This window comes from Acinetobacter sichuanensis, assembly GCF_003024515.2.
Taxonomy (GTDB): domain Bacteria; phylum Pseudomonadota; class Gammaproteobacteria; order Pseudomonadales; family Moraxellaceae; genus Acinetobacter; species Acinetobacter sichuanensis.
This window is the reverse complement of the sequence record NZ_PYIX02000040.1, coordinates 1-26,965: the sequence shown is the minus strand read 5'-3', so window position 1 is coordinate 26,965 and position 26,965 is coordinate 1. Positions and strand designations below refer to the sequence as shown.

Genomic DNA, 26,965 nt, shown 5'->3' with positions numbered 1-26,965 from the left:
GTTGGATTAGAAGGTATCTTCTAATCCATATCTTGATTTGAAAATCCTTAAATTTTCACAATTTATCGGATAAAACTTTAGTATGTCACATACAATGTTCTACGAATGGGCAACATAGCTAAAGGCATAAAGTCAGATTTATTTTCAGGTGCTAATTTTAAATGAGGTAATCTCTCATAAGCGACTTTCAAACCGATGGTACCTTGTGTACGACCTAATGGAGCGCCTAAACAGGTATGACGACCTTTGGTAAATGAATAATGACTTTGCTCATTCAGTGGTTCACGTTTAATATTAAAATCCATTAAGTCATCGCCTAAAGAAGGATCCGTATTGGCACTTGCAAGTGCTAACCACACATCTTGACCTTGACTAATTGTAACACCTGCTATTTCTGTATCCTTTGTTGCTACACGTGAAGCAAAGGGTGCAGAAGGTCTACGGCGTACTGTTTCTTCAAATACTTTTGACCATAAAGTTGGATCCTGTTGCGCTAATGCACATTGTTCAGGATTTTCTGAAAGGAAAATGATGGCATTACACATGGCTTGAGCTGTTGTATCTGTGCCTGCCGCAGCAAATTCTGTAAGATGAGTTGCTATTCTTTCGATAGATAAAGAGGGAGATCCATCAGCTTCTTTAGCTGAAGACATCACTGAAATTATATCTAAATTATTGCTATTTCGACGCTCTTTGACCAACTCACGAAGCTTAAGGTGTGCTTTGGTATATCTATCCCAAACTTGAGAAAACTCAGGTTCTACCATCGGTTCACGGGCACTTGCTAAAATTTTGAAAAAATCATCACGAAGTTGGCGCATCATATGCTCTTCTTTTTGTGGTAAATTCAAAAGTGCCATAAGCGTTTGTGTCGTTAATTCAAGACAATAGCCCTCAAGAAATTCTACTCGATCTAAATTTTTTGATTCTTCCACTAATTTATCTAAAATTTTATGTGCTCGTACTTCAATTTCGGGTGCTAAAGCGAGCATATTTGGTCGCATAAAACCACGCTGTGCTACTTTTCGAGCAAGCGTATGCTTAGGTGCATCCATACTGATGAGGATTTCAGACATCATTTCTGTGGTTATGATGTGTTGATATTTCTCTGGAATTTCAATTCTATTGCCGTTGGACTTACATGAAAAAGTTTCACTATCCATCAACACACGATCAATATCTTTACGTTGTGTTAGTATCCACACTTGAAGTGGTTCAAACCAAAAAATTGGTTTTTCTTCACGGATATTTTGATAAATAAAAGCAGGGTCTTTAAGATAAGCTTCACTATAAGGGTCAAATCCTTCTGGAGGAGTTTGATGAAAAGGGCATCCGTTCATAATTAATCCTTAAATCACACAAGCAGCTGCTAAAGTAGAAAGTTTCTCAAAACGTAAAATATTGTCACATTCATCAATTACGCCTGAGGACAGGAAAACAAAACTCAGATCAGTTTCAGGATCAACCCAAAATAATGTTGACCCCGCACCATAATTTCCAAAAGTTTTTGGGCTAGTGAGTGGACCAAAATATGAAGGCGTAAGCCCTGCCCCTGCAAGTGCAAAACCTAGTCCAATATTAGAAGGAGGAATATCCCAACCACGACTTTGTGCTAAATAAACGTATAAATCACTTGGTGTCGATCCTGTATGATTTTGAGTGGCAAAATTGATAATCGCAGGAGAAAGTAAACGTTTACCGTTGTATGTACCACCATTGCGTAACATTTCGGTAAATTTGAAAATATCTTCAACACTCGAAACAGCACCTACCCATGGCATTTCTGTATCATCTTTCATGATCTCATTCATCACTTCGATATCATGTACAGATAACCATTGACCATCAGGAAATTTCGCTTTTACAGGTACATATTTAGATTTCCACTCACTTGGTGCACCCAAACGTGTACTATTCATTTCCAAAGGATCAAACAACTCAGTTTTTAATAGTTCATTGACAGTTTTATACTGAAAAACACGCTTGGCAATTTCACCTAATAAAGCATGATTTAGTGCAGGGGAATAATTTTGTGTCACTCCTGGTTCACCAACGACATCTAATTGGCAAATTGCATCAATCACTTTATCCAAATTACCTAAATCATCATAAGAAACAGGGGTAGGCGTAGTAATTAAACCTGCACGATGAGTTAATAAATGTCCAATATTGATACGGTCTTTTTTTGCACCTCGAAAGCGATCTCGACCTAAAAATTCAGGAATAATGTCAATGACTTTTGTCGTAAATGATAAAAGCCCTTGATCTATAGCACGTAAAATTAAAAAATTCGTAAATGCTTTTGTCATTGAGAAAATAGTATAAAGATCATCAATTTTGGTGTCTCTTTGTGCTGACTTGTCAGCCCATCCTAAGGCAGCACTTAGACCAATTTCACCATGACGTGCGACAATAATATTAGCACCATCATAAACATTGTCGTCGATATCTTTTTGAATCACCTCTTGTAAACGTGTTAAAGCCGTTACATCAAGTCCTTTTACATTATTAATCATAATTATATCCTTATAAATTACATGTATACGCCACCACAAGGTGAAATGGTTTGTCCTGTATAGTAGGCACTATCTTCGGAGGCTAAGAAGAGTAAAGTTTTTGAAATTTCATCGGGAGTTGCAGCACGTGCTAAAGGTTGCATTTGAATAATTTTCTCTGTTACTTCAGTAGGTTGCTCATTAAAAAAAGGTGTATCTACAGCACCAGGAGCAACGGCATTTACACGAATATGATAAGGTGCCAATTCTCTTGCGGCAGATTTGGTCATACCAAGAACTGCGGCTTTTGATGCAGGGTAATACAAAGGCATTGGTGGTCCTACTAATGCGGCGACACTTGAAATATTAATAATTGAACCTTGTTGATTTTTTTTCAAAAGTGGAGTCGCCGCTCGAATACAAAAGAAGGTTCCCATCAAATTCACACTCAGCACCTTTTTAAATTCTTCATCCGTTGTGGATTCGATAAAGTCAGGGCTAAAGCTACTTCCTGTTTTTGCCGCATTGAAAGCATTAATATTGGCTTGTGTTAAGCGATCATTAGCATCTTTTGTTGGTGCATTGATGCCCGCAGCATTAATTAAAATATCCAGTTTTCCAAATTTTTCTTCGACTTGTTTAAATGTGTGATTCACACTCTGACTATCACTTACATCCATTGATAAAAGTAATACATTTTCTAGATCAGATAAGCTACTTTGCAGTTTTTCTAGACTTAAGTCTGTTCCAATGATAATTGCACCTTCTTGTGCAAATGTTCTTGCTGTCGCGGCACCAATACCAGAGGCTGCACCTGTGATGAAAGCAATTTTTCCTTTTAATTTCATATCATTACTCATTTTTTATTGGGGTAGTTACTAAGTTTTATTAAATTTAGTAAGAAAAAAATGCCACAAAAAAAAACTATTGTCTAGATTTATTGTATACAATTTTAATAAAAATTGATTTTTATTTAATCTTATATTGTTTTTTAAATAAAATTGTATACATTGCTTGTTATGTTATATGTATACAATTTTAATGAATTTACAGATATTTTCTGTGATATATGGTCTTAATATCTGTAATTGTATACATTTTTGATCTGTTTGAGTAAGAAATTAAGATCAGAAATAAATTAAATTTCATTTAAGTAAGGAACACTTTAATGATCAATGTGGTTGTAAATAAAATTTCAAAAGAAGCAGAAGGTATTATTAGTTTGGAGCTTTTAGCCAAAAATAATGAGATATTACCAAATTTTAGTGCAGGATCTCATATCGATCTACACTTACCTAATGGTTTAATACGCCAATATTCGCTTTCAAATTGTCCAAGTGAAAATAAACGTTATGAAATTGCTGTTTTAAAAGACCCAGTATCACGAGGTGGCTCAGTTGCAGTTCATGAATTACGACAAGGCGAAGAGTTAACTATCAGTGAGCCACGTAATTTATTTCCACTTGTTAACCATGCATCTAAATACAAATTATTTGCAGGTGGAATTGGAATTACTCCCATTTTATGTATGGCGGAACGGTTGTATACAATTGGTGCTGATTTTGAATTACATTATTTTTCTAAATCAAAAAAATATGCAGCGTATTTAAATCGTATTGAGCAAAGCCCATTTTTGAAACATGTTTTTTTAAAATTTGATGATGAAAGGGCAGAAGATTTTAATATTCATGATGTATTGAAAAATGCACCTGATCATCACTTATATGTTTGTGGTCCCTCAGGTTTTATGAATTTTATTTTAGATAATGCTGTACAATGTGGTTGGAAAGATGATTATTTACATAAAGAATTTTTTTCAGCAGAAAAAATAGACTCTGATTTAAATCAAGAATTTGATATTAAAATTGCAAGTACAGGTGATGTTTTTACAATTAAAAAAGATGATTCAATTATTGAAGTCTTAGGAAAAAATGGCATAGATATTCCTTTGTCATGTGAGCAAGGTATTTGTGGTACGTGTATAACTAGAGTGTTAGAAGGTGAGCCTGATCATCGAGATATGTATTTTAGTGATGAAGAAAGGCAAGCCAATAATCAATTTTTACCATGTTGCTCACGAAGTAAAAGTAAGTTACTCATACTTGATTTATGATGTTTAGATATAAGTATCTAGTGTGCTCATCAAACTGTTTACTAATGTGCTTGGAGTTTTTGAGGGTAAAGAATTAGTTTGTACTAGATTATGCAGATGAGCATTAATTATTAATGTTATGCAGCCGTCTTTTAAAATGGAAATTTTAGAATGGGCTGCTTTCAAGTATTTTAGGTAAAGCTTTGCCTTCAAAGCAAAATGATTGAACTTATAGTGAAGTTTTGGCTCATCAACTTTCAATAGACATCACCCATTGATGGTATCCAGCGATGTACTGTTTCTGTAGGAGGAGTATTACTCTAGCCACCACCTACAAAAATAACCGCTATTTATTTTAACATTTCTTGATGTTGATTGATGACATCAAGTATACCTTGATGATCTATACAGTTTGCTGTTGTCACCAATATTCCATATGGTAAATCTTGGGAGTTTACGGCAACATATTTTATACTTCCTAAAACTTTTTGCTTGTATCGTCACCTTTATTTTTTACAGTATCTATATGCTTTACACATTATAAATCAATCATGATAAAACTCATGTGTTCTTTCAGTTCATTACTGACATAGACCTTGCCTACCACATTTTTAAAAATAGTTTAAGTGTATTAGATTTTGATTTTTAAAGATTTTTAATTCAGGTTTAAAAATAATAATGCACAGTACTTTTAGGTAGAAAGTATCTCGGAAGTATATTCGATTGATAGTCACTTTTTAAGATGTAAAGCAGTGTACAGAAGACTTTATAAATCTCAATAATTCTTGGTCAATTTTTTTCTTCCCATCAATAAAAATGGTTCAACTTCTTAAAAATTTTCTCGACTAATATCTCTAGAGATAAGATTTTTTCATGGAAATATTTTAGCAAAATTTTTAAATCATCGAAAAATAAAAAATCATGCTGGATAGGTTCTAGGTAGAGGATTTAAATTTTATTGATTTAGTTGTGTTCTATAAGATCATGAAAAATCTATTAAAAATAAAAAAATTCAATATATTAAAAAAATTCATTGACAGTCAAATAACAATAGTAATAAATTTAATACGAGAAATCGTTTTTATATTACGAAATATCGTATTTGGAGTGTTAGATGGATCTAGGGTTAAATAATCGGGTTGTTATTATTACAGGGGCTGGAACAGGTATTGGGCGAGCTGCTGCTTTAACATTCGCAGAAGAGGGCGCGCGAGTCGCTGTGATTGATATTGATAGCGTAGCAGCACAAAAAACTGTTGAAATGATTGAAGAAAAAAATGGTGTTGCAATTAAGCAAGTATGTGACATTACAAAAGCAGATGAAGTCCAAAATGCTATTCAAAATATTCATAATGAATATGGTCAAATCGATGTATTGGTAAATAATGCTGGGCTATCGAGAGATGTTACTTTACTAAAAATGACAGAAGAACAATGGGATTTTGTAATGGATGTCAATGTCAAAGGGACATTCCATTGTTGTCGCGCAGTATTACCTTATATGAAAGAGCGTAAATGGGGACGTATTATTAATATTGGTTCCAGATCTATGTTTGGTAATTTAGGACAGACGAATTATACCGCTTCAAAAATGGCAATAGTCGGATTTACTCGCTCACTTTCATTAGAACAAGCACGTAATGGCATCACAGTAAATACTGTAGCACCTGGTTTCATTGAAACCGATGGCATCAAAAGCCTAAAAACATATCCTCAACTACGAGAAATAGCATTAACTAAAAATCCTGTAGGTTTTCTCGGTGAACCAAAAGATATAGCCAATACCGTTGCTTATCTATCTTCAGAACAAGCTCGTTACATTACAGGGACAACTGTATTGGTAACGGGTGGTCGTTTCTCATCTTGATTTTTTCATTTGCAAAGGAAATAGCATGGCTACTTTAGAAGAAATTTATCATACATGTCTTTATTGGGACGAACTCGAGGTTGGAACTGAGTTTTCAACTGCAGGAAGAACAATTACAGAAGCTGATGTTGTTGGCTTTGCTGGATTAACAGCAGATTTTAACCGAGCACATGTCGATGAAGAGTTTGCACAGCAAGGACCTTTTGGAAAGCGAATTGCTCATGGATTATTGGTTGCATCGATTAGTGTAGGTTTAGCGACACGAAGTATGGTTCATCAACTTATTGAAACAACACAAATTGCAGTAATGGAAAATACTATTAAATTTGTTAAGCCTACATTGATTGGCGACACGATCCACGTTGATATAAGTGTGATTGAAAAACGAGAAACAAGTAATCCTAAACGTGGAGTAACAATTTTTCGACGTCTAACAAAGAATCAAAAAGGAGAAACGCTCATTGATTCACGCGTGGTATATCTGATGAAAACTCGTTCTATTACGGAGTGCTTATCATGAAAGAGTTTTCGGATTTATCTAGACTGATCTCCCCAAAGTCTATTGCATTGATTGGTGCTTCAGATCGACCACAAAGTGTAGGTGGAAGAACACTTGAAAACTTGACTAAACATTCACAGTTCAAAGGGGATTTATATTTAATCAATCCAAGTAAAAGTTTAATTAATGAAATGGCTTGCTTACCCTCTGTAAGTTTAATTACAGGTGAATTGGATTTAGCAATTATAGCTGTTAAAGCTGAACAAGTATTACAAGTATTACAAGAATGTGCGGATAGACATACAAAATTTGCCATTATTCTCACCTCTGGTTTTGGCGAAACAGGTGAAGATGGCAAAGTTGTAGAAGCAAAAATGTTAGAAATTGCACGATCAAGTGGTATGCGAATTTATGGACCTAATTGTCCTGGTTTAAATAATATTAATGCACAACTTGGTATGACTTTTTCACCAGCATGGAAAATCGATCAAATGCCTGGTCCTATTGGGTTAGCAACGCAAGGTGGTGGAATGGGACGTACCATTTTACAAGCCATGGCGAGAGGAATCGGGACAGGATTATGGTGCTCAAGTGGTAATGAAGTTGATCTTGAAGTCAGTGATTTTATTCATTACATGGCGACTGCTGATGATATTAAAGTTATCGTGACAAATTTAGAAGGTATACGTAACGGTCAGCGCTTTATAGAGGCATGCCAACATGCAGCGCGACATGGTAAGCCAATTGTTGCTTTGAAAATTGGAAAATCTGAATACGGTATTAAAGCTGCTCAATCTCATACTGCAGCAATTTCAGGTACAGCCGAAGTTAATAGTGCAGTTTTTAAAGAGTTAGGTGTAATTGAAGTTGATGATATTGATGAACTTATTGATACAGCAGCATTATTAGCAAGAAGTCAACCAACTGGAAAAGAAAAGTTAGCTGTATTTTGTTATTCAGGTGGAACGGCTGCTTTAGCCGCTGACAAGATTGGAAGCGCAGAGTTAGAACTAGCAATATTTAATGAAATAACCCAAAAACAACTTAAAGAGCAATTACCAGATTTTGCGAGTATTGATAATCCAGTAGATACAACAGGTATTGTACTGACAAACCCTGAAATTGGTTACGAGGCATTGAAAACTGTTGCTTTAGATCCAGATGTTGGTGCAATTCTTTATCCGATTCCGTTTGATTATGGTGAGATCACGAATCAAGCAGCTCAAAGTGCTGTAAGACTTCAAAAAGAGATAGCAAAGCCATTAGTAATGGTATGGATGAGTGATAAACCTGGTGATGGTTTTCCTGTATTGGCTCAATCAGGCTTAGTACCAGCTCGTTCAGTTGGAAATGCTGTAAAAGCACTCAAAAATTTTATTGAGTATGGTAAGTGGCGATCGGAATATAAGGGGGAATGGCATCCACTTATTTTAAATACTGATTTCAATAAAAACAATAAAATCAGATCTTCATCGAATAATTTAACAGAATATAAAGCTAAAGAAATTCTAAAGCAAGCTAGCATTTCTGTTCCTAAATCTATTGTTGTATCGGATTCAAAAAGTGCTGCGCAAGCATTTACTCAATATGGCTTTAAAAAAGCTGTTATGAAAATAGTCAGTGCAACCATTACCCATAAATCAGATATTGGCGGAGTTCGTTTAGGTATTTCTTCACCTGAAGAAGCATCAAAAGTATTTGATCAAATGATTGATGCTGTAACCAAGAATGCACCAAGCAATATTATCGATGGTGTAATGCTTGAAGAAATGCTTGAAGAGTCATTTGTGGAAGTAGTGATTGGAATTCATAAAGACCCTGTTTTTGGACATATATGTACCGTTGGACTAGGGGGAATTGCAATTGAACTCTTTAAAGATGTCAGTCGAAGATTATTACCTTTAGATGCTAGCAGAGCTAGAAAAATGATTAATGAAACAGAAAGTTCAAAATTGCTCTCAGGATTTAGAGGTAAACCAAAATATGACACAGAAGCTTTCGTTCAGACTTTGGTAAAGCTAAGTGATTTTATCTCAGTACATCCTGAAATTCATGAGTTGGAAATTAACCCACTAGCTGTCTGTCTAGATGGCAAAGGTGTAGTTGCATTAGATGCGGTATTAAATATTGAAGTTGGGGGTAATAATGAATAAAAGTGAAATTGGCTATTCAACAAGTAATTCGATTGTAATCCGTGGGCATGATTTTGCGACAGACATACTTGGGAAACTAGATTTTGTAGATTTAGTGATGTTAACAAGTGTGGGAAGAGTACCGACATCTCAAGAAAAAGTTATGTTAAATCTGATTTTGGTCACTGCGGCTGGACATGGTATCACGCCAAGTGTTTTAGCATCACGTATGACATATCTTGGTGCACCTGAAGCTTTACAAGGTGCGATAGCAGCAGGTTTGCTGGGTGGGGGAAGTGTTTATCTTGGTCCTACTCAAAATATTGCACAATCTCTTTTGGACATAGCAGATCAATTACCAAAAGATCCGAATGAACAACAAATTAAAGAAGCAGCTCTTCAATTTATTAATGAATCTAAAGTGCAAAAAAAGCCTGTTTTAGGTATTGGTAGCGTATATCAAGGTGGAGATCCTCGCGTGAAAGTTATGCGCGATCTAGCTCAGACCAATGGGTTTTATGGACTACATTGGAAAATTATGGATACCTTGGCTGCTGAATTATCACAACTTAAAAATAAGCAATTTGAGTTAAATGGAGCAGGTGCATTAGGAGCAATAATCGCGGATATGGGACTTGATCCTCTATTTGGACGTGGTTTGATGTTGACAGGACGTTGTGCTGGGTTACTTGCACATTTATTAGAAGAAAAAGAAAAACCAATAGCAAAATCTGTTTGGGATTTAGTTTTAGCCGAAAAAAAAGATGATTGATTACATGAGTGAATAATGTAATTAGCTTAAAACTTGAGGTGGGAAAATGAAGTATAGAACAGTTGGTAATTCTGATTTGCAGGTTTCAGTGCTTAGTCTTGGAACTGCAACATTTGGTGGTGGAAGCGAGTTTTATAAGGCATGGGGTGAAACAGACGTTCATCAAGCTAAGAGATTAGTTGATATTGCAATTGATGCAGGTGTCACACTTTTTGATACAGCAGATGTGTATTCGCGAGGTTTGTCTGAGGAAATACTAGGAAAGACCATTCAAGGGCGTCGAAACAAAATGATTATTGCTTCGAAAGCTGGCTTTCGAATGAGTGATCAAAAAGATGATATTGGAGCAACAAAGAAGCATTTGGTTCATGCGTGTGAGGCAAGTCTAAAAAGATTAGGTATTGAAACAATCGATTTATGGCAATTACATGGTTTCGATATGCTTACACCTTTAGAAGAAACGCTATCTGCTGTAGATGAGTTGGTTCAAGCTGGAAAGATTAGGCATGTTGGTTGTTTTAATTATTCAGGATGGCAACTTATGAAAGCTTTAGCATTAGCAGGTGAACATCATTGGCCAAAATATATTGCTCATCAAGTTCATTATTCATTACTTGCTCGTGATTTTGAATGGGAGCTTATGCCACTTGCCATTGATCAAAATGTAGGATCAATTGTCTGGAGCCCTTTGTCTGCCGGACTTCTTTCAGGAAAGATTAACCGTTATAGCCCAGTCGTTGAAGGCAGTCGAGTTGCAACATTGGGTGCTCGGACATCCATGGATGATGCTCAATTTTATGATTTGATTGATCTTTTACAATCTTTAGCAGATGAATACGAACGCCCAGTGTCTCATATTGCATTAAATTGGCTGTTACAAAGACCAACAGTGGCTAGTTTGGTGATTGGGGCACGTAATGAAACCCAGTTAATGCAAAATTTATCAGCTTCAGATTTTAATCTAACCAATGAGCAGATCACATTACTTGATAAAGCGAGTCATAAATCTGCACCTTATCCGTATTGGCACCAAAGATCAGTTTATCGCGAACGCAATCCATCACCAGTTTAAATAATGTGACTTATCAAACATGGATATCCTCAAATTAAGGGAAAGGAAATATGAGCCAAGTTGAGAATGGAATCATTCCAATATATGAAAATTTTATAAATGGACAATTTATTGCGACTAAATCACATTATGAAGTAAAAAATCCAGCAACTCATGCTTTAATCTCAAAAGTTTCATCAAGTGATATTAATGATGTAAATCATGCAGTTGAGGCAGCATTAGCGGCAAAAAAAGCTTGGGCACGTCGCCCTGCAATTGAAAGAGCTTATTATTTACATAAAATTGCTGCGGCAATTCGGCTGCAAAAGAGTCGTCTTGCGAATGTAATTTCCCGTGAGCAAGGTAAAACCTTAAATCTGGCGGAGATTGAAGTCAGTTTTACTGCAGATTATTTAGATTATATGGCGGAGTGGGCTAGACGTATAGAAGGTGAAATTATACCTAGCGATCGCCAAAATGAAACAATAATGCTATTTCGCAAACCTTTAGGTGTGATTGCAGGAATTTTACCATGGAACTTCCCCTTCTTTTTGATTGCTCGAAAGATGGCTCCTGCATTGATTACAGGTAATACTGTTGTAATCAAACCAAGTGAAGAAACACCAAATAACTGTTATGAATTTGCAAGAATCGTTGCATCTGTTGGATTACCAGCAGGGGTATTTAATGTTGTAAATGGAACAGGTCTTGTCGGTGGAAACCTATCTGAGCATTCAGATATTAATATGGTGAGTTTCACAGGGAGTGTGAAAACTGGTCATGCCATTATGAGAGCAGCAGCAAATAATTTAACAAAAGTTAATTTAGAGTTAGGTGGAAAAGCCCCTGCTATTGTTTTGGCAGATGCTGATTTAGATCTTGCAGCGACAGCAATTAGGAACTCGAAAATTATTAACTCTGGACAAGTATGTAACTGTGTTGAACGAGTATATGTTGAAAGGAAAGTTGCAGATGAGTTTATAGATAAAATTTCATCTCAAATGAGCACAGTTCGCTACGGAGATCCATTATCAAATCAAAGTATAGATATGGGACCATTGATTAATTCAGCAGCACTTGAAAAAGTGGAAAGTATGGTCAATCGAGCGATTCAACAAGGCGCAACAGTTCTAACAGGTGGGCAGAGAGCACAAGTTGATCAAGGCTTCCATTTTCAACCAACAGTACTCATGAATTGCTCAGATCATATGGAGATTATGAAGGATGAAATTTTTGGTCCTGTATTGCCAATTCAAATTGTCGAAAATTTAGATGAGGCTATTTCTTTGTCTAATGCAAGTGATTATGGACTTACATCTTCAATTTACACTCAAAGTTTGTCGAATACCATGCATGCTATACAAGAGCTAGATTTTGGTGAAACTTATATAAATCGAGAAAATTTTGAAGCAATGCAAGGCTTCCATGCAGGAGTGAGAAAATCAGGAATAGGCGGTGCAGATGGAAAACATGGTCTGTATGAATATACCCATACGCATGTTGTGTACTTACAAAATTAGTAAACGGATTTACTAATTAAAAAAAATTTCTGAAAAAATTAAATATAGAACTTTGATGAGTGTGAAATAGCCTCATCAAAGTCAATAGGCATGGAGCTTTGATGGATAATAAAACGGATGTTCAGATAAATAATATTGTTACAAATTCAGATAACAAATTATTTAGGAAAATCAACTGGAAAATACTACCTATTATTTGGTTTTGTTTTATTTTGAATTACTTAGATAAGTCTAATATTTCATTTGCTCAGTTAGAAATGAAACAGCATTTAGGTTTTAATGACGTAGTTTTTGGACTTGCAGCAAGTGCTTTATATATTGGGTTAATATTATTTGAAGTGCCAAGTAATATTATTTTATCGAAAGTTGGGATTCGAAAAACTATTTTACGTATTATGATTCTTTGGGGATCATGTACAGTTGCCATGTGCTTTGTCACGACACCTGAATTATTTTATATATTACGATTTTTGACAGGAGTATTCGAAGCTGGATTTGCACCAGGAATATTATATTACTTAAGTTTATGGTATCCAGATAACCGTAGAGCACAGGCAGTTGCTATTTTTTATACAGCAACTAGTGTAGCCAGAATTATTGCTGGACCATTAGCTGCCTCTTTAATGACAGGTTTAGATGGTCTTTGGGGATTACGTGGATGGCAATGGCTTTTTATCGGGGAGGGACTACCATGTCTGCTTTTTGCAGTACTTGCGTACTATATTTTATCAGACTCCCCTGACCAAGCTAAATGGCTAACAAATCAAGAAAAGCAACGTGTTCAAGAGTTGGTCAATAAGGATGGTAAAGTTGAACACCATTTTGAAAAGAGACATTTAATTGAATTAATTTCAGATGTTCGTATATGGATTTGTGGGTTAATTGGTTTTCTCATACTTCAAGCTACGTTAGGACTTACATTTTGGCAGCCAGCCTTGTTGAAAACTTTAGGTTTAACGATCAAAGAAATTGGTTGGTATTCAAGTATTCCAGCATTATGTGGTGTCATTGCCTCAATTATTATTGCCCGTCACTCTGATGCAACTGGAGAGCGTTGTTGGCATTTCGTAATTACAGCTTTCATTGGTGCCTTAGGTTTATTTTTAGCTAATATCAGTATTCATAGTATATGGCTAACACTTGCATGTTTGACAATCACATGGATTGGGATCGCAAGTGCCTATGCATTGACTTGGGCGATGCCAGGTCAAGTATTGGTTGGAAAGCATGCTGCTACAGGTTATGCCATTCTTACCGTAATGCAAGGATGTGCTGGAATTATTGGTCCAATCGTAATTGCATACCTTAAAACAAGTTCAGGTAATTATTCTTCAAGTTTGTATTTCATGGGAGGATCATGTGTGATGGCTGCAATTTTATGTATTGTATTTTATCGGATGAGAACAGTCTCCTCTAGAAAACAACTATCCTGAATGTAAATTAGATCATGTTGTAATAAAAAGTGGAGCTATAGAGTATAAATACTTTTAAATGTATGAATTTTAAAGTCTAATATTTAAGCTCTTCTTTTTAGAATACCAGTGAATGAGTTGTATTTGATATTTGAAATATATTTCAAATATGATGAAATTTAAAAAATATCATGATTAGGATTAATTTATGCCTGCTTTAGTACCTGCAGCTGTTCGAACATTAGCTATATTTGAAATTTTTGCAAAAGAAAAACGTGATTTGACCAATGCAGAACTTGCAAAATTTTTAGGTGTTGCAGAAAGTAGTTGTTCCGACTTGGTAAATACACTTATTGATCAAGGTTATTTAAAAAGATCACAAATTTCACGAACCTTATATCCTACAGGTCGGCTTCATGCTATGTCATCAGAAATTAATAAAAATGATGATAAAACACAAAAGCTTATGGATATATGCAATGCACTAAGAGACTATACAGGGGAAAGTGCATTATGTGGAATTTTACATCATAAATCCAAAATTATAACTGTATTAGCATTTGCTGCAGGCAGAGATCCCTTACGTTATACACTCAATCAAGGCGATCGGATTAGCTTACATGTTTCTTCAATTGGAAAAGCAATTCTCACGAAGTTACCTGAAAAGCAGATCAAAGTGGAATTAGGTAATAAAAATTATGAAAAACTTGCATCAAATACGTTAACTACCCCCGATGAACTTTTTCAGCAAGTAAAAGAGTTTAGAAGTAAAGGGTGGGTATATGTTGAAAACGAAGGAAGTGAAGGGCTGGCCTCGATTGCAATTTCGGGTCTAGTAAATGGAGAAGTTCTTGCATTTTCAATTACTGGTGCAGAACGAAGAATTAAACAAAATCAACAAGACTATTTGGTTGCGTTGAAAAAATATTGTCAGGAGGTTTTTGATGAAAGTTAGTATTTACCTAGACAATTTCAATTTTTGAGATACTTTTTCTTTTTTAATTAGATTTCATTTTGAAAATGATACAAAACTTTGAGAAGTTTCTTTATAAGATTCTTTTATCATTTTTTGCATCTAAATAATTATGAATTTTTATTAAATGTAAAATATTTCAATTTTCGATTTTTATAAAATGCGTTTTAAAAATGTTTGAAATTTATTTTAAATTTCAGATTTAAGCTAAGTATTGCCTGAAGGAAACCAACGTGAAATATAATGGATTATATTTTTGTGTATTATTGACTCTAATATCCCAAATATCAAAAGCAAATGAGGATACTAAATATGAGGAGTTGAAAAATAAACTATATGATATTCAAGCTGAAATGAATGAAATAACGAGGAAAATGGAGATTAATAATCAACAGCAATCAAAAATAAATGAAACGGAAAAATTAATAGATCAAGCTGAGTTTAAATTTTATGGAAATATAAGAATGGATGCAGCATATGATTTTAAAGGGACTACACGTTCTGTAGGAAATAAAACAGGTTCTGTACCACTTAGTAATGTAAATTCTCAAAAAAACGCATTAAATGTATCTGTGGCAACTTCTCGCTTTGGTGTTGATATTATAAAGCAGACATCTATAGGAAAGATGAGTGGTAAGTTAGAAGCAGATTTCATGGGAGGAAATGGGGATAATGGAGATGGTTCAGTTAGAGTCAGACATGCATATTTTTCTCTTGGTCATTGGCTAATTGGGCAAACAACATCACCATTTGTAAATCTCGATACAACCCCGAGTCTTGCTGATTTTACAGGTGCTATGGGTACAGGAGCACAACGTAATGTACAATTGCAATATCGAAGTGTGATTGATGATAAGCAAAATATAATTACTGCATTAGAAGGTGGTGATATTGAAAATTCTAGAGTTTCTGGAGGGAGCCGATTGCCTGCCTTAACATCACGTTATGAGTTTAGGACGAAAGAAAATCTTTTTCAAGTTCATGCAATGTTACATGAGAATAGAGTTAAAGTTGATTCAAAGCAAGATGAAAAAAAATGGGCTTGGGGTATTGGTATAGGTGCAAAACATCAACTTGATCAATCTAATACATTCATTCTCAATGCTTATCATGTTGTTGGAGATAATCGCTATATGTCATATTCTAAAAATAATGATGCCTTTTTAATTAATAATAAAGGCGATATAAGTCAAAGTGCTTATAATCTTTTTCAATTAGGCTATATACATAAATGGAATGATAAATTTCGATCAACATTTTCAATCGCACAACTTAAATATGAAAATGATTCGGATTTTTCAGAAAATAATTTAGAGCAAAATAAAAAAATGATTAATGTCGTGTCAAATTTATTTTGGTCGCCAACTTCCAATATAGATATGGGAGTTGAGTATACATATGGAAAACGGACGACATTCTCTGATCTATATGGGGAATTATCTAGAATAAACCTTTTGGCTAAATATAGCTTTTAATATATTCAAAGAGATTAATTTATGTTTTATGTACATAAAGTATATCTAATTTTATAAATAAATAGACAGGATATTTAAAAGGAAAAATAATGGGAAATGCGTATATCGTGGATGCAATTCGGACTCCCTTTGGTCGTTATGCAGGTGGTTTAGCGGCTGTTCGTACTGATGATTTAGGGGCTTTACCAATTAAAGCATTAATACAGCGTAATCCGACTATTCAATGGGAGTTGGTAGATGATGTTATTTATGGATGTGCGAACCAAGCAGGGGAAGATAACCGTAATGTCGGACGTATGTCCGCATTATTGGCTGGTTTGCCCTGTCGAGTTCCAGCGACGACAGTGAATCGTTTGTGTGGCTCATCCTTAGATGCGATTGCTATGGCAGCACGTGCAATAAAAGCAGGAGAAGCTGATTTAATAATTGCAGGCGGTGTTGAATCTATGACACGTGCGCCATTTGTGATGGGTAAATCTGAAGGTGCATATAATCGTAGTCAGAAAATAGAAGATACTACTATGGGATGGCGTTTTATTAATCCAAAGCTCAAAGAATTGTACGGTGTAGAAACCATGCCGCAAACGGCTGAAAATGTCGCTGAACTATTTAATATCAGCCGTATTGATCAAGATACCTTTGCACTACAAAGTCAAAAAAGAACTGAAGTAGCTCAACAAAATGGTTTTTTTGATAAAGAACTTATTCCAGTAAGAATTCCACAGCATAAAGAAGAACCTATTATCATCTATCAAGATGAACATCCTCGTGCATCTACTACTACTGAAGTTTTAGCAAAGTTGAAACCAATAGTAAAAGCAGAGGGTAGCGTGACTGCAGGGAATTCATCTGGAATCAATGATGGTGCAGCCGCTTTATTGATTGCATCAGATGAAGCAATAAAAAAATATCATCTGCAACCACGAGCAAAAATAGTAGGTGCTACTACCATTGGTGTTGAACCAAGGATTATGGGATATGCGCCAGCACCTGCTATTAAAAAGCTATTGGCACAAACAGGTTTAACATTAGATCAGATGGATGTTATTGAACTGAATGAAGCATTTTCTGCTCAGGTTTTAGCTTGTATACGTGATTTAGGATTGAAAGATAGCTGTAAAAAGGTAAATCCAAATGGTGGAGCAATTGCATTAGGGCATCCATTAGGTGCCTCAGGAGCGCGTTTAGTTACTACTGCTTTGAATCAACTTGAAGTAATAGATGGTAATTATGCACTTTGTTCGATGTGTATTGGTGTGGGACAGGGTATTGCAATGATTATTAGTCGAAAATTAACTTAATATCCAGATAATTCTTATCACTTACAGATTAAAAGTACAAGTGAGGCACATTTGTAGTGAGTTGAAAAAGTTATATGTATCAAAATCATTAGACTTTTTCGACTCGTAATAGTTTTATTACATCAACCTGCCACTGAAGGCTTTTTTAGCAATATAATTTATAAATGCAGAAGCCTGTGCTCAAGATCTATTGTACAACCTATTTTCCTTATATAACTAGGCTTTGACAAAATGTAGAAATATTTCAATTTGGTTTGATCTTAAATCCTGATCAATCTGTAATCTTGTGAAAGCATCTAATTTATGAAATATTAAATGAATTCATTGATATAGGATATTTAAATCGACTTTTTAGATTGAAAAATATTTAGGTTTTTGAAGCTTTAATATAATTAATATCTATAAACAATCATTAGTAATATTTATTTGAGCTATATATGACAAGTGTCTATGATGAATCTAAAGTAATCACATAGAAAAGGATTTATTGTGAAAACGGTTCATCAATATACCTATGAAATTTTAAGAAAAAACAATATTCAGACTATTTTTGGTAACCCTGGTTCAAATGAACTGCCATTTTTAAAAAATTTTCCAAGTGATTTTCAATATATCCTTGGTTTACATGAAGGTGCTGTAGTGGGTATTGCAGATGGTTATGCACAAGCTACAGGTCAGCCTGCTTTTGTGAACTTACATTCTGCAGCAGGAACTGGTAACGCGATGGGAGCGCTGAGCAATGCATGTAATTCTCATACACCTTTGGTGATTACATCTGGTCAGCAAACGCGTGCCATGATGGGCATAGAAGCATTATTGACCAATGTTGAAGCAGCCCAATTACCGAAGCCATTAGTGAAATGGAGTCATGAGCCTGCTAGCGCCAATGAAGTACCACATGCAATTCGTCGTGCTATTGATATTTCAAAAGCAGAAGCTGCAGGTCCTGTTTATGTCTCTATTCCTTATAGTGATTGGGATGTTGAAGTCGATGAACAAAATGAACATTTACTTGATAAACAGATAGTCAGTGCACAATGTTTATCGGCTAAAGATTTAAGATATATAAAAGAAAAAATCCAAGCAGCTAAAAATATTGCATTGGTATTGGGTACGGATGTAGATCGTCAATTTGCTAATGAAAATGCAATCAAGTTTGCCGAAGCTTTAAATGTGCCTGTTTGGGTTGCGCCTTCTTCTCCAAGATGCCCATTTCCAACTACACATAAGGCATTTCAAGGCATTCTTCCTGCAAGCATTATGGGAATTTCAAAGATTTTTGAAGATTATGATTTGGTATTAGTATTTGGTGCACCTGTTTTTCGTTATCATCAATATGAAGCAGGACAATACTTAGCTGAAAATACTGAACTAATGGCTTTCACTTGCGACTTGCATGAAGCTGCTCGTGCTGTGGTAGGAACGAGTTTTGTTTGTGATTTAGATGATACTTTGGCTCGCTTGAGTGAAGTGGTTGAAGAAAAATCTATTGCTGTAGTACCCCGTACACAATTGGCATTGGCTGAACCTACTACAGATGGATATATTAAACCTGAACGCTTATTTGATTTACTTAATCTTCTAGCACCAGAAAATGCTATCTATACCAATGAATCGACATCAACTACGAATATTTTGTGGGAGCGTTTAGCTTTGCATGGACAAGGTAGTTATTATTTTGCTGCTGCAGGTGGTTTAGGCTTTGGTATGCCTGCGGCAGTTGGGATTCAGTTGGCACAACCTGAGCGTCGCGTTATCGCTTTGATTGGCGATGGTTCAGCTAATTATAGCATTACTGCTTTATGGACGGCAGCACAGTATAAAATTCCTGTCATATTCATTATTTTAAAGAATGGTACATACGGTGCATTACGTTGGTTTGCAGATGTGCTCGATGCGGAAAATGTACCAGGCATGGATGTTCCAGATATTGATTTTACTCAAATTGCGAAAGGCTATGGTGTAGAAGCATATAGCATAAATACTGATGGGAAATTTATTGAAGTATTTAATCAAGCACTCGATTCAGATAAGCCAACATTGATTGAGGTTATAACGGCTGACTTAAAGTAAGTGTGCAGTACATCATTGAAAATAAAGTGAGGAAAATAATTATGCAACATCAGATCATCAATGAATTATCTCAAGCTTTGAGTTCAGCACAAGTACTGAGCAAAGAGACCGAAAAAGCACCTTATATCAAAGGCTTTCGGGTTGGGAAAGGTGATGCAGTTGCAGTAATTATTCCTAATACTTTATTGGAGTTATGGAAAACTTTAGAACTATGTGTCAAACATGATGTCATCATGATTTTACAGGCTGCCAATACAGGTGTGACAGGCGGTTCAACACCTGACTCTAATGATTATGACCGTGATGTTGTCGTGGTCAGTACATTAAAACTTAAAGGATTACAATTACTAGATCATGCTAAACAAGTTTTAGCATTTCCTGGTACCACACTCACGGAATTAGAAATTGCCTTGAAGCCCTACCAACGTGAACCGCATTCAGTTATTGGTTCATCATGTATTGGTGCATCTGTGATTGGTGGAATTTGTAACAATTCAGGAGGCTCATTAATTCGTCGTGGTCCTGCCTATACAGAAAAATCATTATTTGCTCAAATTAATACGCAGGGCAAACTACAATTGGTGAATCACTTGGGAATTGATTTAGGTGAAACGCCTGAAGAAATTTTTCAAAATTTAGAGCAACAGCACTATCGTACAGGTCAGAGTGAAGCATGGAATGGAAAAATTTGGGCAGAAAATTATGCAGACACTTTACGAGATACAACTTCACCAACGCCGACTAGATATAACGGAAACCCAGAGTATTTACATGAAAGTGCAGGTTGTTCAGGAAAGTTAGCTGTCTTCGCTGTACGGTTACCTACTTTTGAAGCAGCAGCCGAAGCAACGACATATTTAATTGGTAGTCATGATGAAACTGAATTAATTCAGTTGCGTAAATATTTGCTAGAGCATTTATCGGTACTTCCAAGTCAGGCAGAATATATTCATAAAAATGCTTTTGAGCTGACTCAGCACTATGCCAAACATATGTATAAAGCAATTGATATTTGGGGTGCAGAAAAAATTCCTGCACTTTTTGGGCTTAAAGCAAAAATTGATCGCTTTTTTAAAGGCATACCTCTTTTTCCAAATAATATAGCAGACCGCTGTATTCAGCTGTTTAATCGTCTTGCGCCATCATGGATTGAACCACGGCTACAAAATTTTCATCAGACTTATCCGCATCTGCTCATGCTTAAAATTGATATGTCACAGAGTGAAGAATTAAAAAAACTCTTAATAGATTTTTTTGCGGGTCAGACCGAGCAGTTTTTTCAATGTAGCAAAAAAGAAGAAAAAAATGCTTTTCTCATTCGTTTTGCTGTAGGCGGATGCATTATTTACTATTGTGAAAGTAAAAACATAGATCCTAATATGCGTTTGGTTTCTTTTGATGTCGCTTTTCGAAGAAATGATACGCAATGGTTAATTGATTTACCAGAACATCTCAAACAGAAGGTGATGATGGAAAGTTGTTGCGGACACTTTTTTTGTTTTGTATCTCATCAAGATTATTTACTCAAAGATGGTGTCGATGCACAGCAATTTAAGGATGAAGTCCTCGCATATTTGGAACAACGTGGTGCAAAATATCCTGCAGAACATAATGTAGGACATATTTATCATGCATCTTCAGGCTATGAGGCACATTTAAAAAAATTAGACCCAACGAATACTTTCAATCCAGGAATCGGAAAAACTAGTAAATCTAAACATTGGCAGTAATTTCTAAATTTGAAAAATTTGTAAGTTAAAAATTAAAAAAAGGAAAATACCTTGTCTCGTCAGTTGATTAATGTAGAAGATTATCGCCAATTAGCAAAAGCCAATTTGCCACGGATTATTTTTGATTATCTAGATGGTGGGGCTGAAGACGAAAAAGGTTTACGGTGTAACCGAACGGTATTTGATCAGTGGCGCTTTAAGCCTCAGCGCTTGGTGGATATAAGTCAGCGTGATATTTCGTGTAAGTTATTTAATAAAATATGGGATGCACCATTTGCCATTGCACCAACAGGATTAAATGGTTCTTTATGGCCGAATGGAGATGCTTTACTTGCTAAAAGTGCAGCTAAGGTCAATATTCCGTTTATTTTATCTACTGCTTCGAATATGTCAATTGAAGAGGTTGCCAAAAGTTGTGATGGAGAAAAATGGTTTCAACTGTATGTGGTGCATCAAGCATTGGCAGAACAAATGGTGCAACGGGCGCTCAAAGCAGGCTATACCACTTTAGTGATTGCATTAGATGTTGGTGTGAATGGTTATAGAGAGAGGGATATTCGCAATGCATTTGCTCTACCATTAAGTTTTTCACCGAGCTTGGTCTTAGATGGCATATTACATCCAGCTTGGTCATGGCGGTTTATATGTAATGCTAAACCGCAATTGGCAAATTTTATAACATCAGAAATCAATAACCTAGAAGTACAAGCTGCGCTGATGAGTCGACAAATGGATACGAGTTTTAATCATGAAAAGCTAAAAAAAATTCGAGACATATGGCCACATACCTTATTAGTTAAAGGCATTGTTCGTTCTGATGATGCATTAAAAGCAATTGAATGTGGAGTGGATGGTGTAATTTTATCAAATCATGGTGGTCGACAGCTCGATTGTTGTATTTCACCAATGGAAACACTTCATAATGTGGCTGCTCATATTGATTCTCCAATTTTGATTGATAGTGGATTTAGACGTGGTTCGGATATTATCAAAGCTTTGTGCTTAGGGGCAAATATGGTGTGCTTAGGGCGAGCAACTTTATATGGTTTGGCTGCAAAAGGTCAGGTAGGAGTGGATGAAGTAATACAACTGCTTAAACAAGATATAGACCGCACTTTAGCACAAATCGGTTGTCCATCAGTGAGACAATTAAGTACAGATTATTTAACTCATGAGTACAGTATGTAAACGAGTTATGTCTAAATAAATTTTTCATTATTTCAGGGAAGTAAAATATGAAGCAAGATATCTTTCACATGAGTTTATTGGATATTGCCAAGAAGATTCATCGTCAAGAAATTTCTTCTTTTGAGGTGACACTATCTTTAATAGAGCGTATTGAAAGTTTAGATCCCAAGCTGATGAGTTATGTGACTGTATTAAAAAAACAAGCCCTAGATGCCGCCCAACAAGCAGATAGAGAAATTAGTCAAGGAAAAATTCGCAGTCCGATACATGGTGTACCACTTGCTTTAAAAGATATATTTGATATGAAAGGGGTTCCAACAACCAATGGAATGACAATTGATCCGATTATACCAAAGAGTAATGCAACAGTTGTGAATAAACTTCTTGATGCTGGGGCTATTATTCTCGGAAAATTAAAGCTTACTGAAGCTGCATTTTCAGACCCACACCCGAATATAACTGTTCCTTTGAACCCATGGGGTAAACATCTTTGGGTAGGTTCATCTTCAAATGGCTCAGCAGTCGCACTGACAGCAGGGTTATGTTTTGGTTCGCTTGGCACAGATACAGGTGGCTCTATTCGCTTTCCATGCGCTGCTAATAATTTGACTGGGATTAAACCGACATGGGGTGGCGTGAGTCGCGCTGGAGTCTTTGAGTTTGCAGGCTCACTTGATCATGTTGGTCCAATGGCAAGAAGTGTTGCTGACGCTGCCATATTATTACAACTGATTGCAGGTCAAGATACGAATGATGTCACTACATTTGAACAGGTTGTTCCTAACTACCTTAAAGAAATGACTAAAGGTATCAAAGGTTTAAGAGTTGGTATTGACTACAACTTTATAATGGAGAAAGCTGATCTTGATACTCAGCGAGTTATGCAGCATGTGATTGAAACACTTAAATCACTAGGTGCAGAACTGATCAAAATTGATATGCCTGATACAACACCTGCTGCAATTAATTGGGCACCTTTATGTGCTGTAGAAGCGGCTGCCGTACATGAAGAGAGTTATAGATTATTTAAAGATCAATACAGTCCGAGTTTTTCTAGATTTATTGAGATGGGACAGAAACTTTTAGCGACAGAATATCTGGAGTTGATTCAATTTAGACATGATTTTCAACGTATGATAACTGCCGTTTTTGATGATGTGGAATTAGTTCTTATGCCAGTATCTGCTTTCTCAGCATCACTGACTGACTTATCAGAAAAATTTAGTGAAGATAAAGATTTGTTTGAGGGGATCGTTCGCTATACAACAGCATTCAATTTAACAGGTCATCCGACTATTACTTTACCAGGTGGGTTTACTGAATTGGGAACGCCTATAGGATTTCAATTTGTTGCGCAACATTTTCAAGAAAGTTTATTAGTACGTGCAGGGGGGAGTTTTCAAGAGGCAACGAATTGGCATACAGTTCAACCGCCAATGTCAGATTTATAACTTTTAAATCATAACTTTTGATTGGCAATGGTCTTATCATCTAAAAAATAGGGTGGTGTTTTAAAATGAGTATTGATTATTTTAACACCACTATACAAAACTATGATTAATGTAAAAGAAGACTAAATTAAGCGCTTTAATGAAATTTTCCAAATGCTCACTCAACCATACTATCATAGGTACTATTTAGTATATTCTATACGGTTTTTAACTTTTGTATTGTCATTGCATCTATTTTAACTTACACAAAAGCAATGATTTTTTTGACTTTCTTTATCATCAATATACTATAATGAGTGTTTACTCTTTTTACTATTTACAAATATCCAAAATTTATCTACTTCCAAGCATTTATAGTGAATTTTCTTTAGTTTAATTTAATGAGTAGATCGGGTTAGTGTTTTAAGAATTTTACTACTATTAAAACGAATGATTTTTGAAACATCAAGAATTCTACAATATTGGGAAAATATGAACATAATGCGCTTTATTACATTTAAATTATGGAAAATAGCAGTTAACTGAGACCAGTGTTGATCATTCAACATTGTACGAGACATAGCCAGTGTAAAATTGGGATTGGGGATTTGATTTTACGCTCTCACTATGAATAAAGATCTGAATGTTTCATTCAAATCTTTATACTTATAGCCAGTAGGATGAATAATATTCAATAATAGATTTTCACTTTTACCAAAATTCCTTAAAAAAATATGCTTATGTCAGATTTTTTAATGGCTTTTATTTGAATAGCTATGTATTGGTTCTTTAGTTATTTTTTGAGTTACTAGAGCTTTTTTTTGCGTTAATAGACCAATTGCAAGTGCACCAATAATTCCTGGAATTGCAAAAACAATAAAGTTTTGTTGAAAGGGAAGATTGATTGCTAAAAGATAACCACCAAATAAAGGACCAGAGATTGCTCCAAAACGTCCCATTGCTGCAGCAAAACTGACACCAGTTGAGCGAATATTTGCTGGATAAAAATCAGCGGCTAAAGTATGAATAACCGACATTGAGCCTACAGTTGCTCCACCTGCAATGACTAATAATGCACTCAGTACAAATGTAGGTGGATGAAAACCTAAGCAGCTGATTGATGCTACAGAAAGTAAGTAACCAAAGATAAGTGTTGATTTAGTCCCCCATTTATCCGCAAGTACACCAAAGATAAGTGTACCAATGATCGCACCGATATTGAGGGTAACTAGAAAGGTAATACTTGAACCTAAAGAATATCCACCAACGTTCATCAATTTTGGTAACCATGTATTGAGACCATAAACCATCAACATTACCATGGCAAAACCAGACCAGATTAAGAAGGTACCGACAGCTTTATGTTCGGTAAATAAGCCAACAAGAGGAATTTTTTGCTTAGAAGCCGTAGTTTCAACGATATAGTGCATAGTAGGTTGATGCTGATGTGCTGGATTGAGTATTTCTAGAGTTTTAATGACATCAATTTGTCGGTTTTTTTGAATCAGATAACTAATCGATTCTGGAAAAGTTTTATACATTAGAGGAATAAGAAAAATACAAATTCCTGCAAGCCAGAATGTAACTTGCCAACCAAAGGCAGGTATGAGGAATAAACCAGATAAACCTGAAATAATTGCACCAACGCCATAAAATGCTAATACAAAATTAATTAGACGATTACGATACATACTGGGCGCCATTTCTTTAATAATGGTTACTAAATTAGGTACTGCCCCTCCTAAACCTATACCTGTCAACAAACGGCAAATAAAAAAAGTAGTTGTATCGTGAGCGAAGCCATTCATAACAACTGCAAGACTTGAAAGAACAGTACACGCTATAATGATATTTTTACGACCAAATTTATCCGCTGCCATACCAAGTGTCATAGCACCTAGCATCATACCCATGAGAGAAGCAGCACCTAATAGTCCTGCAATTTGTGGTGTGAGTTGCCACTCACTCATCAAATGAGGTAACACAGAACCATAAATGACTAAATCATAACCATCAAATAGCATAATTACAGCACACCAAAATACTAAAATTTTGTGATTTTTATTTAAGGGAGCCTGATCAATCAGAGTGGTTGCATTAATTTTTTGCATCGAGTCCTTCCTTTGAACAAAATTAAAAATAATTAAAATTCATATAGATAAATATTTAACTGATTTTAATTTATGAATGATGATCTCAGACATCCTCGCCTGAATAGATTTTAACAATCATAGGTATTGATTTACATAAATTAGCTTATGAGGATCAAGGCTATAGATCAAATTAATAAAAAATATGATTGAATATAATTATTATCTATAATAAAAAAGCTATGATGGACACAATACAAATTCACGATTTTCGAAAAAGGTGAGTTTGTTGATTTTATTGGGATATTCATAATGATTGGGGTGTAGATCAGCAGAGCTTTTTAAGTGATTACATTTGTAATTGAAAAATAAAATTATGCTCGCTTAGCAACTAAGACATGGAGGTTTTTATGGTCGATTTAAATCTGATCAAAGTTTTTATTACAATTTTTGATACTCGTAGTGTCAGTATTGCGGCTGAACACTTAAATATTACTCAGCCTTCAGTAAGCCACAGTCTTTCACGTCTAAGATATTTAATGAAGGATCAACTATTTACTCGAACAAAAGAAGGGATGATCCCAACTTTTTATGCGACTCAGCTTTATGAATCATTGAATCAACCGTTATTAGATATTGAAAATGTTATCAATGATGTGAAAGAATTTGATTTCCACAGTAGTGATCGCTGTTTTAGGGTAGCGTTAACTGACATTGGCGGGCAGTATTTCTTGCCTTTAATCCTTTCTCGTTTAGAGCAGATCGCACCAAAAATTTCTTTGGAAGTTGTCACTGTAGAGATGAACAAATTATCTGATTGGTTAATAACTGGAAAGATTGATGCTGCAATTTGTAATAAAAATTT

At 35.3% G+C, this 26,965-nt stretch carries 20 protein-coding genes; 16 read left to right on the top strand and 4 right to left on the bottom strand.

All coding sequences use genetic code 11. The features are described 5' to 3' along the window. Positions 1 to 77: 77 nt before the first annotated feature. From C9E89_RS17770 to C9E89_RS17760, 3 genes are read right to left on the bottom strand one after another with little or no spacing between them, the layout of a single operon-like run. The gene (locus tag C9E89_RS17770; protein ID WP_107009673.1) at positions 78 to 1,340 is read right to left on the bottom strand and encodes a cytochrome P450; all 1,263 of its coding nucleotides are present in this window, start codon (positions 1,338 to 1,340) and stop codon (positions 78 to 80) included. Positions 1,341 to 1,349: 9 nt separating this feature from the next. Next, positions 1,350 to 2,516 carry a serine hydrolase domain-containing protein gene (locus C9E89_RS17765; RefSeq protein WP_107009672.1) on the bottom strand — a complete coding sequence of 389 codons (1,167 nt, stop codon included), beginning with the start codon at positions 2,514 to 2,516 and terminating at the stop codon, positions 1,350 to 1,352. Positions 2,517 to 2,533: 17 nt separating this feature from the next. Continuing rightward, complete coding sequence (locus tag C9E89_RS17760) at positions 2,534 to 3,343, bottom strand: SDR family NAD(P)-dependent oxidoreductase (RefSeq protein ID WP_107009671.1); 810 nt, start codon at positions 3,341 to 3,343, stop codon at positions 2,534 to 2,536. Positions 3,344 to 3,663: 320 nt separating this feature from the next. Here C9E89_RS17760 and C9E89_RS17755 point away from each other — a divergent pair, with 320 nt between their 5' ends. The 15 genes from C9E89_RS17755 (at position 3,664) to C9E89_RS17685 (ending at position 24,031) form a co-directional block, all read left to right on the top strand. After that, entirely contained in the window at positions 3,664 to 4,608 is a 945-nt protein-coding gene (locus tag C9E89_RS17755) for a PDR/VanB family oxidoreductase (RefSeq protein WP_107009670.1), read from the top strand. Between the two features lie 1,093 nt (positions 4,609 to 5,701). Continuing rightward, a complete protein-coding gene (locus C9E89_RS17750; RefSeq protein ID WP_107009669.1) occupies positions 5,702 to 6,454 on the top strand; it encodes an SDR family NAD(P)-dependent oxidoreductase in 753 nt (250 codons plus the stop codon). A 25-nt stretch (positions 6,455 to 6,479) separates the two neighbouring features. After that, positions 6,480 to 6,974, top strand: a complete 495-nt coding sequence (locus tag C9E89_RS17745; protein ID WP_107009668.1) for a MaoC family dehydratase — start codon at positions 6,480 to 6,482, stop codon at positions 6,972 to 6,974. Next, positions 6,971 to 9,106: an acetate--CoA ligase family protein gene (locus C9E89_RS17740; RefSeq protein WP_107009667.1), complete on the top strand. Its 2,136-nt coding sequence runs from the start codon at positions 6,971 to 6,973 to the stop codon at positions 9,104 to 9,106. Before C9E89_RS17745 ends, C9E89_RS17740 begins: the two co-directional genes overlap by 4 nt. Continuing rightward, positions 9,099 to 9,857 carry a citryl-CoA lyase gene (locus tag C9E89_RS17735; RefSeq protein WP_107009666.1) on the top strand — a complete coding sequence of 253 codons (759 nt, stop codon included), beginning with the start codon at positions 9,099 to 9,101 and terminating at the stop codon, positions 9,855 to 9,857. The genes C9E89_RS17740 and C9E89_RS17735 overlap by 8 nt, the downstream gene beginning before the upstream one ends. Before the next feature lie 46 nt (positions 9,858 to 9,903). Beyond that, positions 9,904 to 10,929 (top strand): aldo/keto reductase, encoded by a 1,026-nt coding sequence (locus C9E89_RS17730; RefSeq protein ID WP_107009665.1) that lies wholly within the window; start codon positions 9,904 to 9,906, stop codon positions 10,927 to 10,929. A 50-nt stretch (positions 10,930 to 10,979) separates the two neighbouring features. After that, entirely contained in the window at positions 10,980 to 12,428 is a 1,449-nt protein-coding gene (gene aldA, locus C9E89_RS17725) for an aldehyde dehydrogenase (protein WP_107009664.1), read from the top strand. Positions 12,429 to 12,529: 101 nt separating this feature from the next. Continuing rightward, positions 12,530 to 13,861 carry an MFS transporter gene (locus C9E89_RS17720; protein WP_107009663.1) on the top strand — a complete coding sequence of 444 codons (1,332 nt, stop codon included), beginning with the start codon at positions 12,530 to 12,532 and terminating at the stop codon, positions 13,859 to 13,861. Between the two features lie 187 nt (positions 13,862 to 14,048). Then, complete coding sequence (locus tag C9E89_RS17715) at positions 14,049 to 14,795, top strand: IclR family transcriptional regulator (RefSeq protein WP_107009662.1); 747 nt, start codon at positions 14,049 to 14,051, stop codon at positions 14,793 to 14,795. 251 nt (positions 14,796 to 15,046) lie between these two features. After that, positions 15,047 to 16,288, top strand: coding sequence for a DcaP family trimeric outer membrane transporter (locus C9E89_RS17710; protein WP_107009661.1), 1,242 nt, complete (start codon positions 15,047 to 15,049; stop codon positions 16,286 to 16,288). Between the two features lie 89 nt (positions 16,289 to 16,377). Further along, a complete protein-coding gene (gene pcaF / locus C9E89_RS17705; RefSeq protein WP_107009660.1) occupies positions 16,378 to 17,589 on the top strand; it encodes a 3-oxoadipyl-CoA thiolase in 1,212 nt (403 codons plus the stop codon). A 489-nt stretch (positions 17,590 to 18,078) separates the two neighbouring features. After that, a complete protein-coding gene (gene mdlC / locus C9E89_RS17700; RefSeq protein ID WP_107009659.1) occupies positions 18,079 to 19,662 on the top strand; it encodes a benzoylformate decarboxylase in 1,584 nt (527 codons plus the stop codon). 41 nt (positions 19,663 to 19,703) lie between these two features. Beyond that, complete coding sequence (dld, locus tag C9E89_RS17695) at positions 19,704 to 21,392, top strand: D-lactate dehydrogenase (protein ID WP_107009658.1); 1,689 nt, start codon at positions 19,704 to 19,706, stop codon at positions 21,390 to 21,392. Positions 21,393 to 21,443: 51 nt separating this feature from the next. Further along, positions 21,444 to 22,580 carry an alpha-hydroxy-acid oxidizing protein gene (locus tag C9E89_RS17690; RefSeq protein WP_107009657.1) on the top strand — a complete coding sequence of 379 codons (1,137 nt, stop codon included), beginning with the start codon at positions 21,444 to 21,446 and terminating at the stop codon, positions 22,578 to 22,580. A 47-nt stretch (positions 22,581 to 22,627) separates the two neighbouring features. Beyond that, positions 22,628 to 24,031 carry an amidase gene (locus tag C9E89_RS17685; protein WP_107009656.1) on the top strand — a complete coding sequence of 468 codons (1,404 nt, stop codon included), beginning with the start codon at positions 22,628 to 22,630 and terminating at the stop codon, positions 24,029 to 24,031. A gap of 731 nt (positions 24,032 to 24,762) precedes the next feature. Here C9E89_RS17685 and C9E89_RS17680 read toward each other — a convergent pair. Next, positions 24,763 to 26,121, bottom strand: a complete 1,359-nt coding sequence (locus tag C9E89_RS17680; RefSeq protein ID WP_107009655.1) for an MFS transporter — start codon at positions 26,119 to 26,121, stop codon at positions 24,763 to 24,765. A gap of 389 nt (positions 26,122 to 26,510) precedes the next feature. Between C9E89_RS17680 and C9E89_RS17675 the strand changes: the two genes are divergently transcribed. Then, positions 26,511 to 26,965 (top strand): LysR family transcriptional regulator (locus tag C9E89_RS17675; protein WP_147305730.1); only part of this gene is annotated, 455 nt, incomplete at its 3' end.

Bases quoted from the DNA above. Each gene is read 5' to 3' on its own strand.
- C9E89_RS17740 (WP_107009667.1), top strand. From the start codon at position 6,971: ATGAAAGAGTTTTCGGATTTATCTAGACTGATCTCCCCAAAGTCTATT.
- aldA (WP_107009664.1), top strand. From the start codon at position 10,980: ATGAGCCAAGTTGAGAATGGAATCATTCCAATATATGAAAATTTTATA.
- C9E89_RS17770 (WP_107009673.1), bottom strand. From the start codon at position 1,340: ATGAACGGATGCCCTTTTCATCAAACTCCTCCAGAAGGATTTGACCCT.
- C9E89_RS17745 (WP_107009668.1), top strand. From the start codon at position 6,480: ATGGCTACTTTAGAAGAAATTTATCATACATGTCTTTATTGGGACGAA.
- C9E89_RS17755 (WP_107009670.1), top strand. From the start codon at position 3,664: ATGATCAATGTGGTTGTAAATAAAATTTCAAAAGAAGCAGAAGGTATT.
- C9E89_RS17730 (WP_107009665.1), top strand. From the start codon at position 9,904: ATGAAGTATAGAACAGTTGGTAATTCTGATTTGCAGGTTTCAGTGCTT.
- C9E89_RS17680 (WP_107009655.1), bottom strand. From the start codon at position 26,121: ATGCAAAAAATTAATGCAACCACTCTGATTGATCAGGCTCCCTTAAAT.
- pcaF (WP_107009660.1), top strand. From the start codon at position 16,378: ATGGGAAATGCGTATATCGTGGATGCAATTCGGACTCCCTTTGGTCGT.
- C9E89_RS17765 (WP_107009672.1), bottom strand. From the start codon at position 2,516: ATGATTAATAATGTAAAAGGACTTGATGTAACGGCTTTAACACGTTTA.
- C9E89_RS17760 (WP_107009671.1), bottom strand. From the start codon at position 3,343: ATGAAATTAAAAGGAAAAATTGCTTTCATCACAGGTGCAGCCTCTGGT.
- C9E89_RS17720 (WP_107009663.1), top strand. From the start codon at position 12,530: ATGGATAATAAAACGGATGTTCAGATAAATAATATTGTTACAAATTCA.
- C9E89_RS17750 (WP_107009669.1), top strand. From the start codon at position 5,702: ATGGATCTAGGGTTAAATAATCGGGTTGTTATTATTACAGGGGCTGGA.
- C9E89_RS17715 (WP_107009662.1), top strand. From the start codon at position 14,049: ATGCCTGCTTTAGTACCTGCAGCTGTTCGAACATTAGCTATATTTGAA.
- C9E89_RS17735 (WP_107009666.1), top strand. From the start codon at position 9,099: ATGAATAAAAGTGAAATTGGCTATTCAACAAGTAATTCGATTGTAATC.
- C9E89_RS17685 (WP_107009656.1), top strand. From the start codon at position 22,628: ATGAAGCAAGATATCTTTCACATGAGTTTATTGGATATTGCCAAGAAG.
- dld (WP_107009658.1), top strand. From the start codon at position 19,704: ATGCAACATCAGATCATCAATGAATTATCTCAAGCTTTGAGTTCAGCA.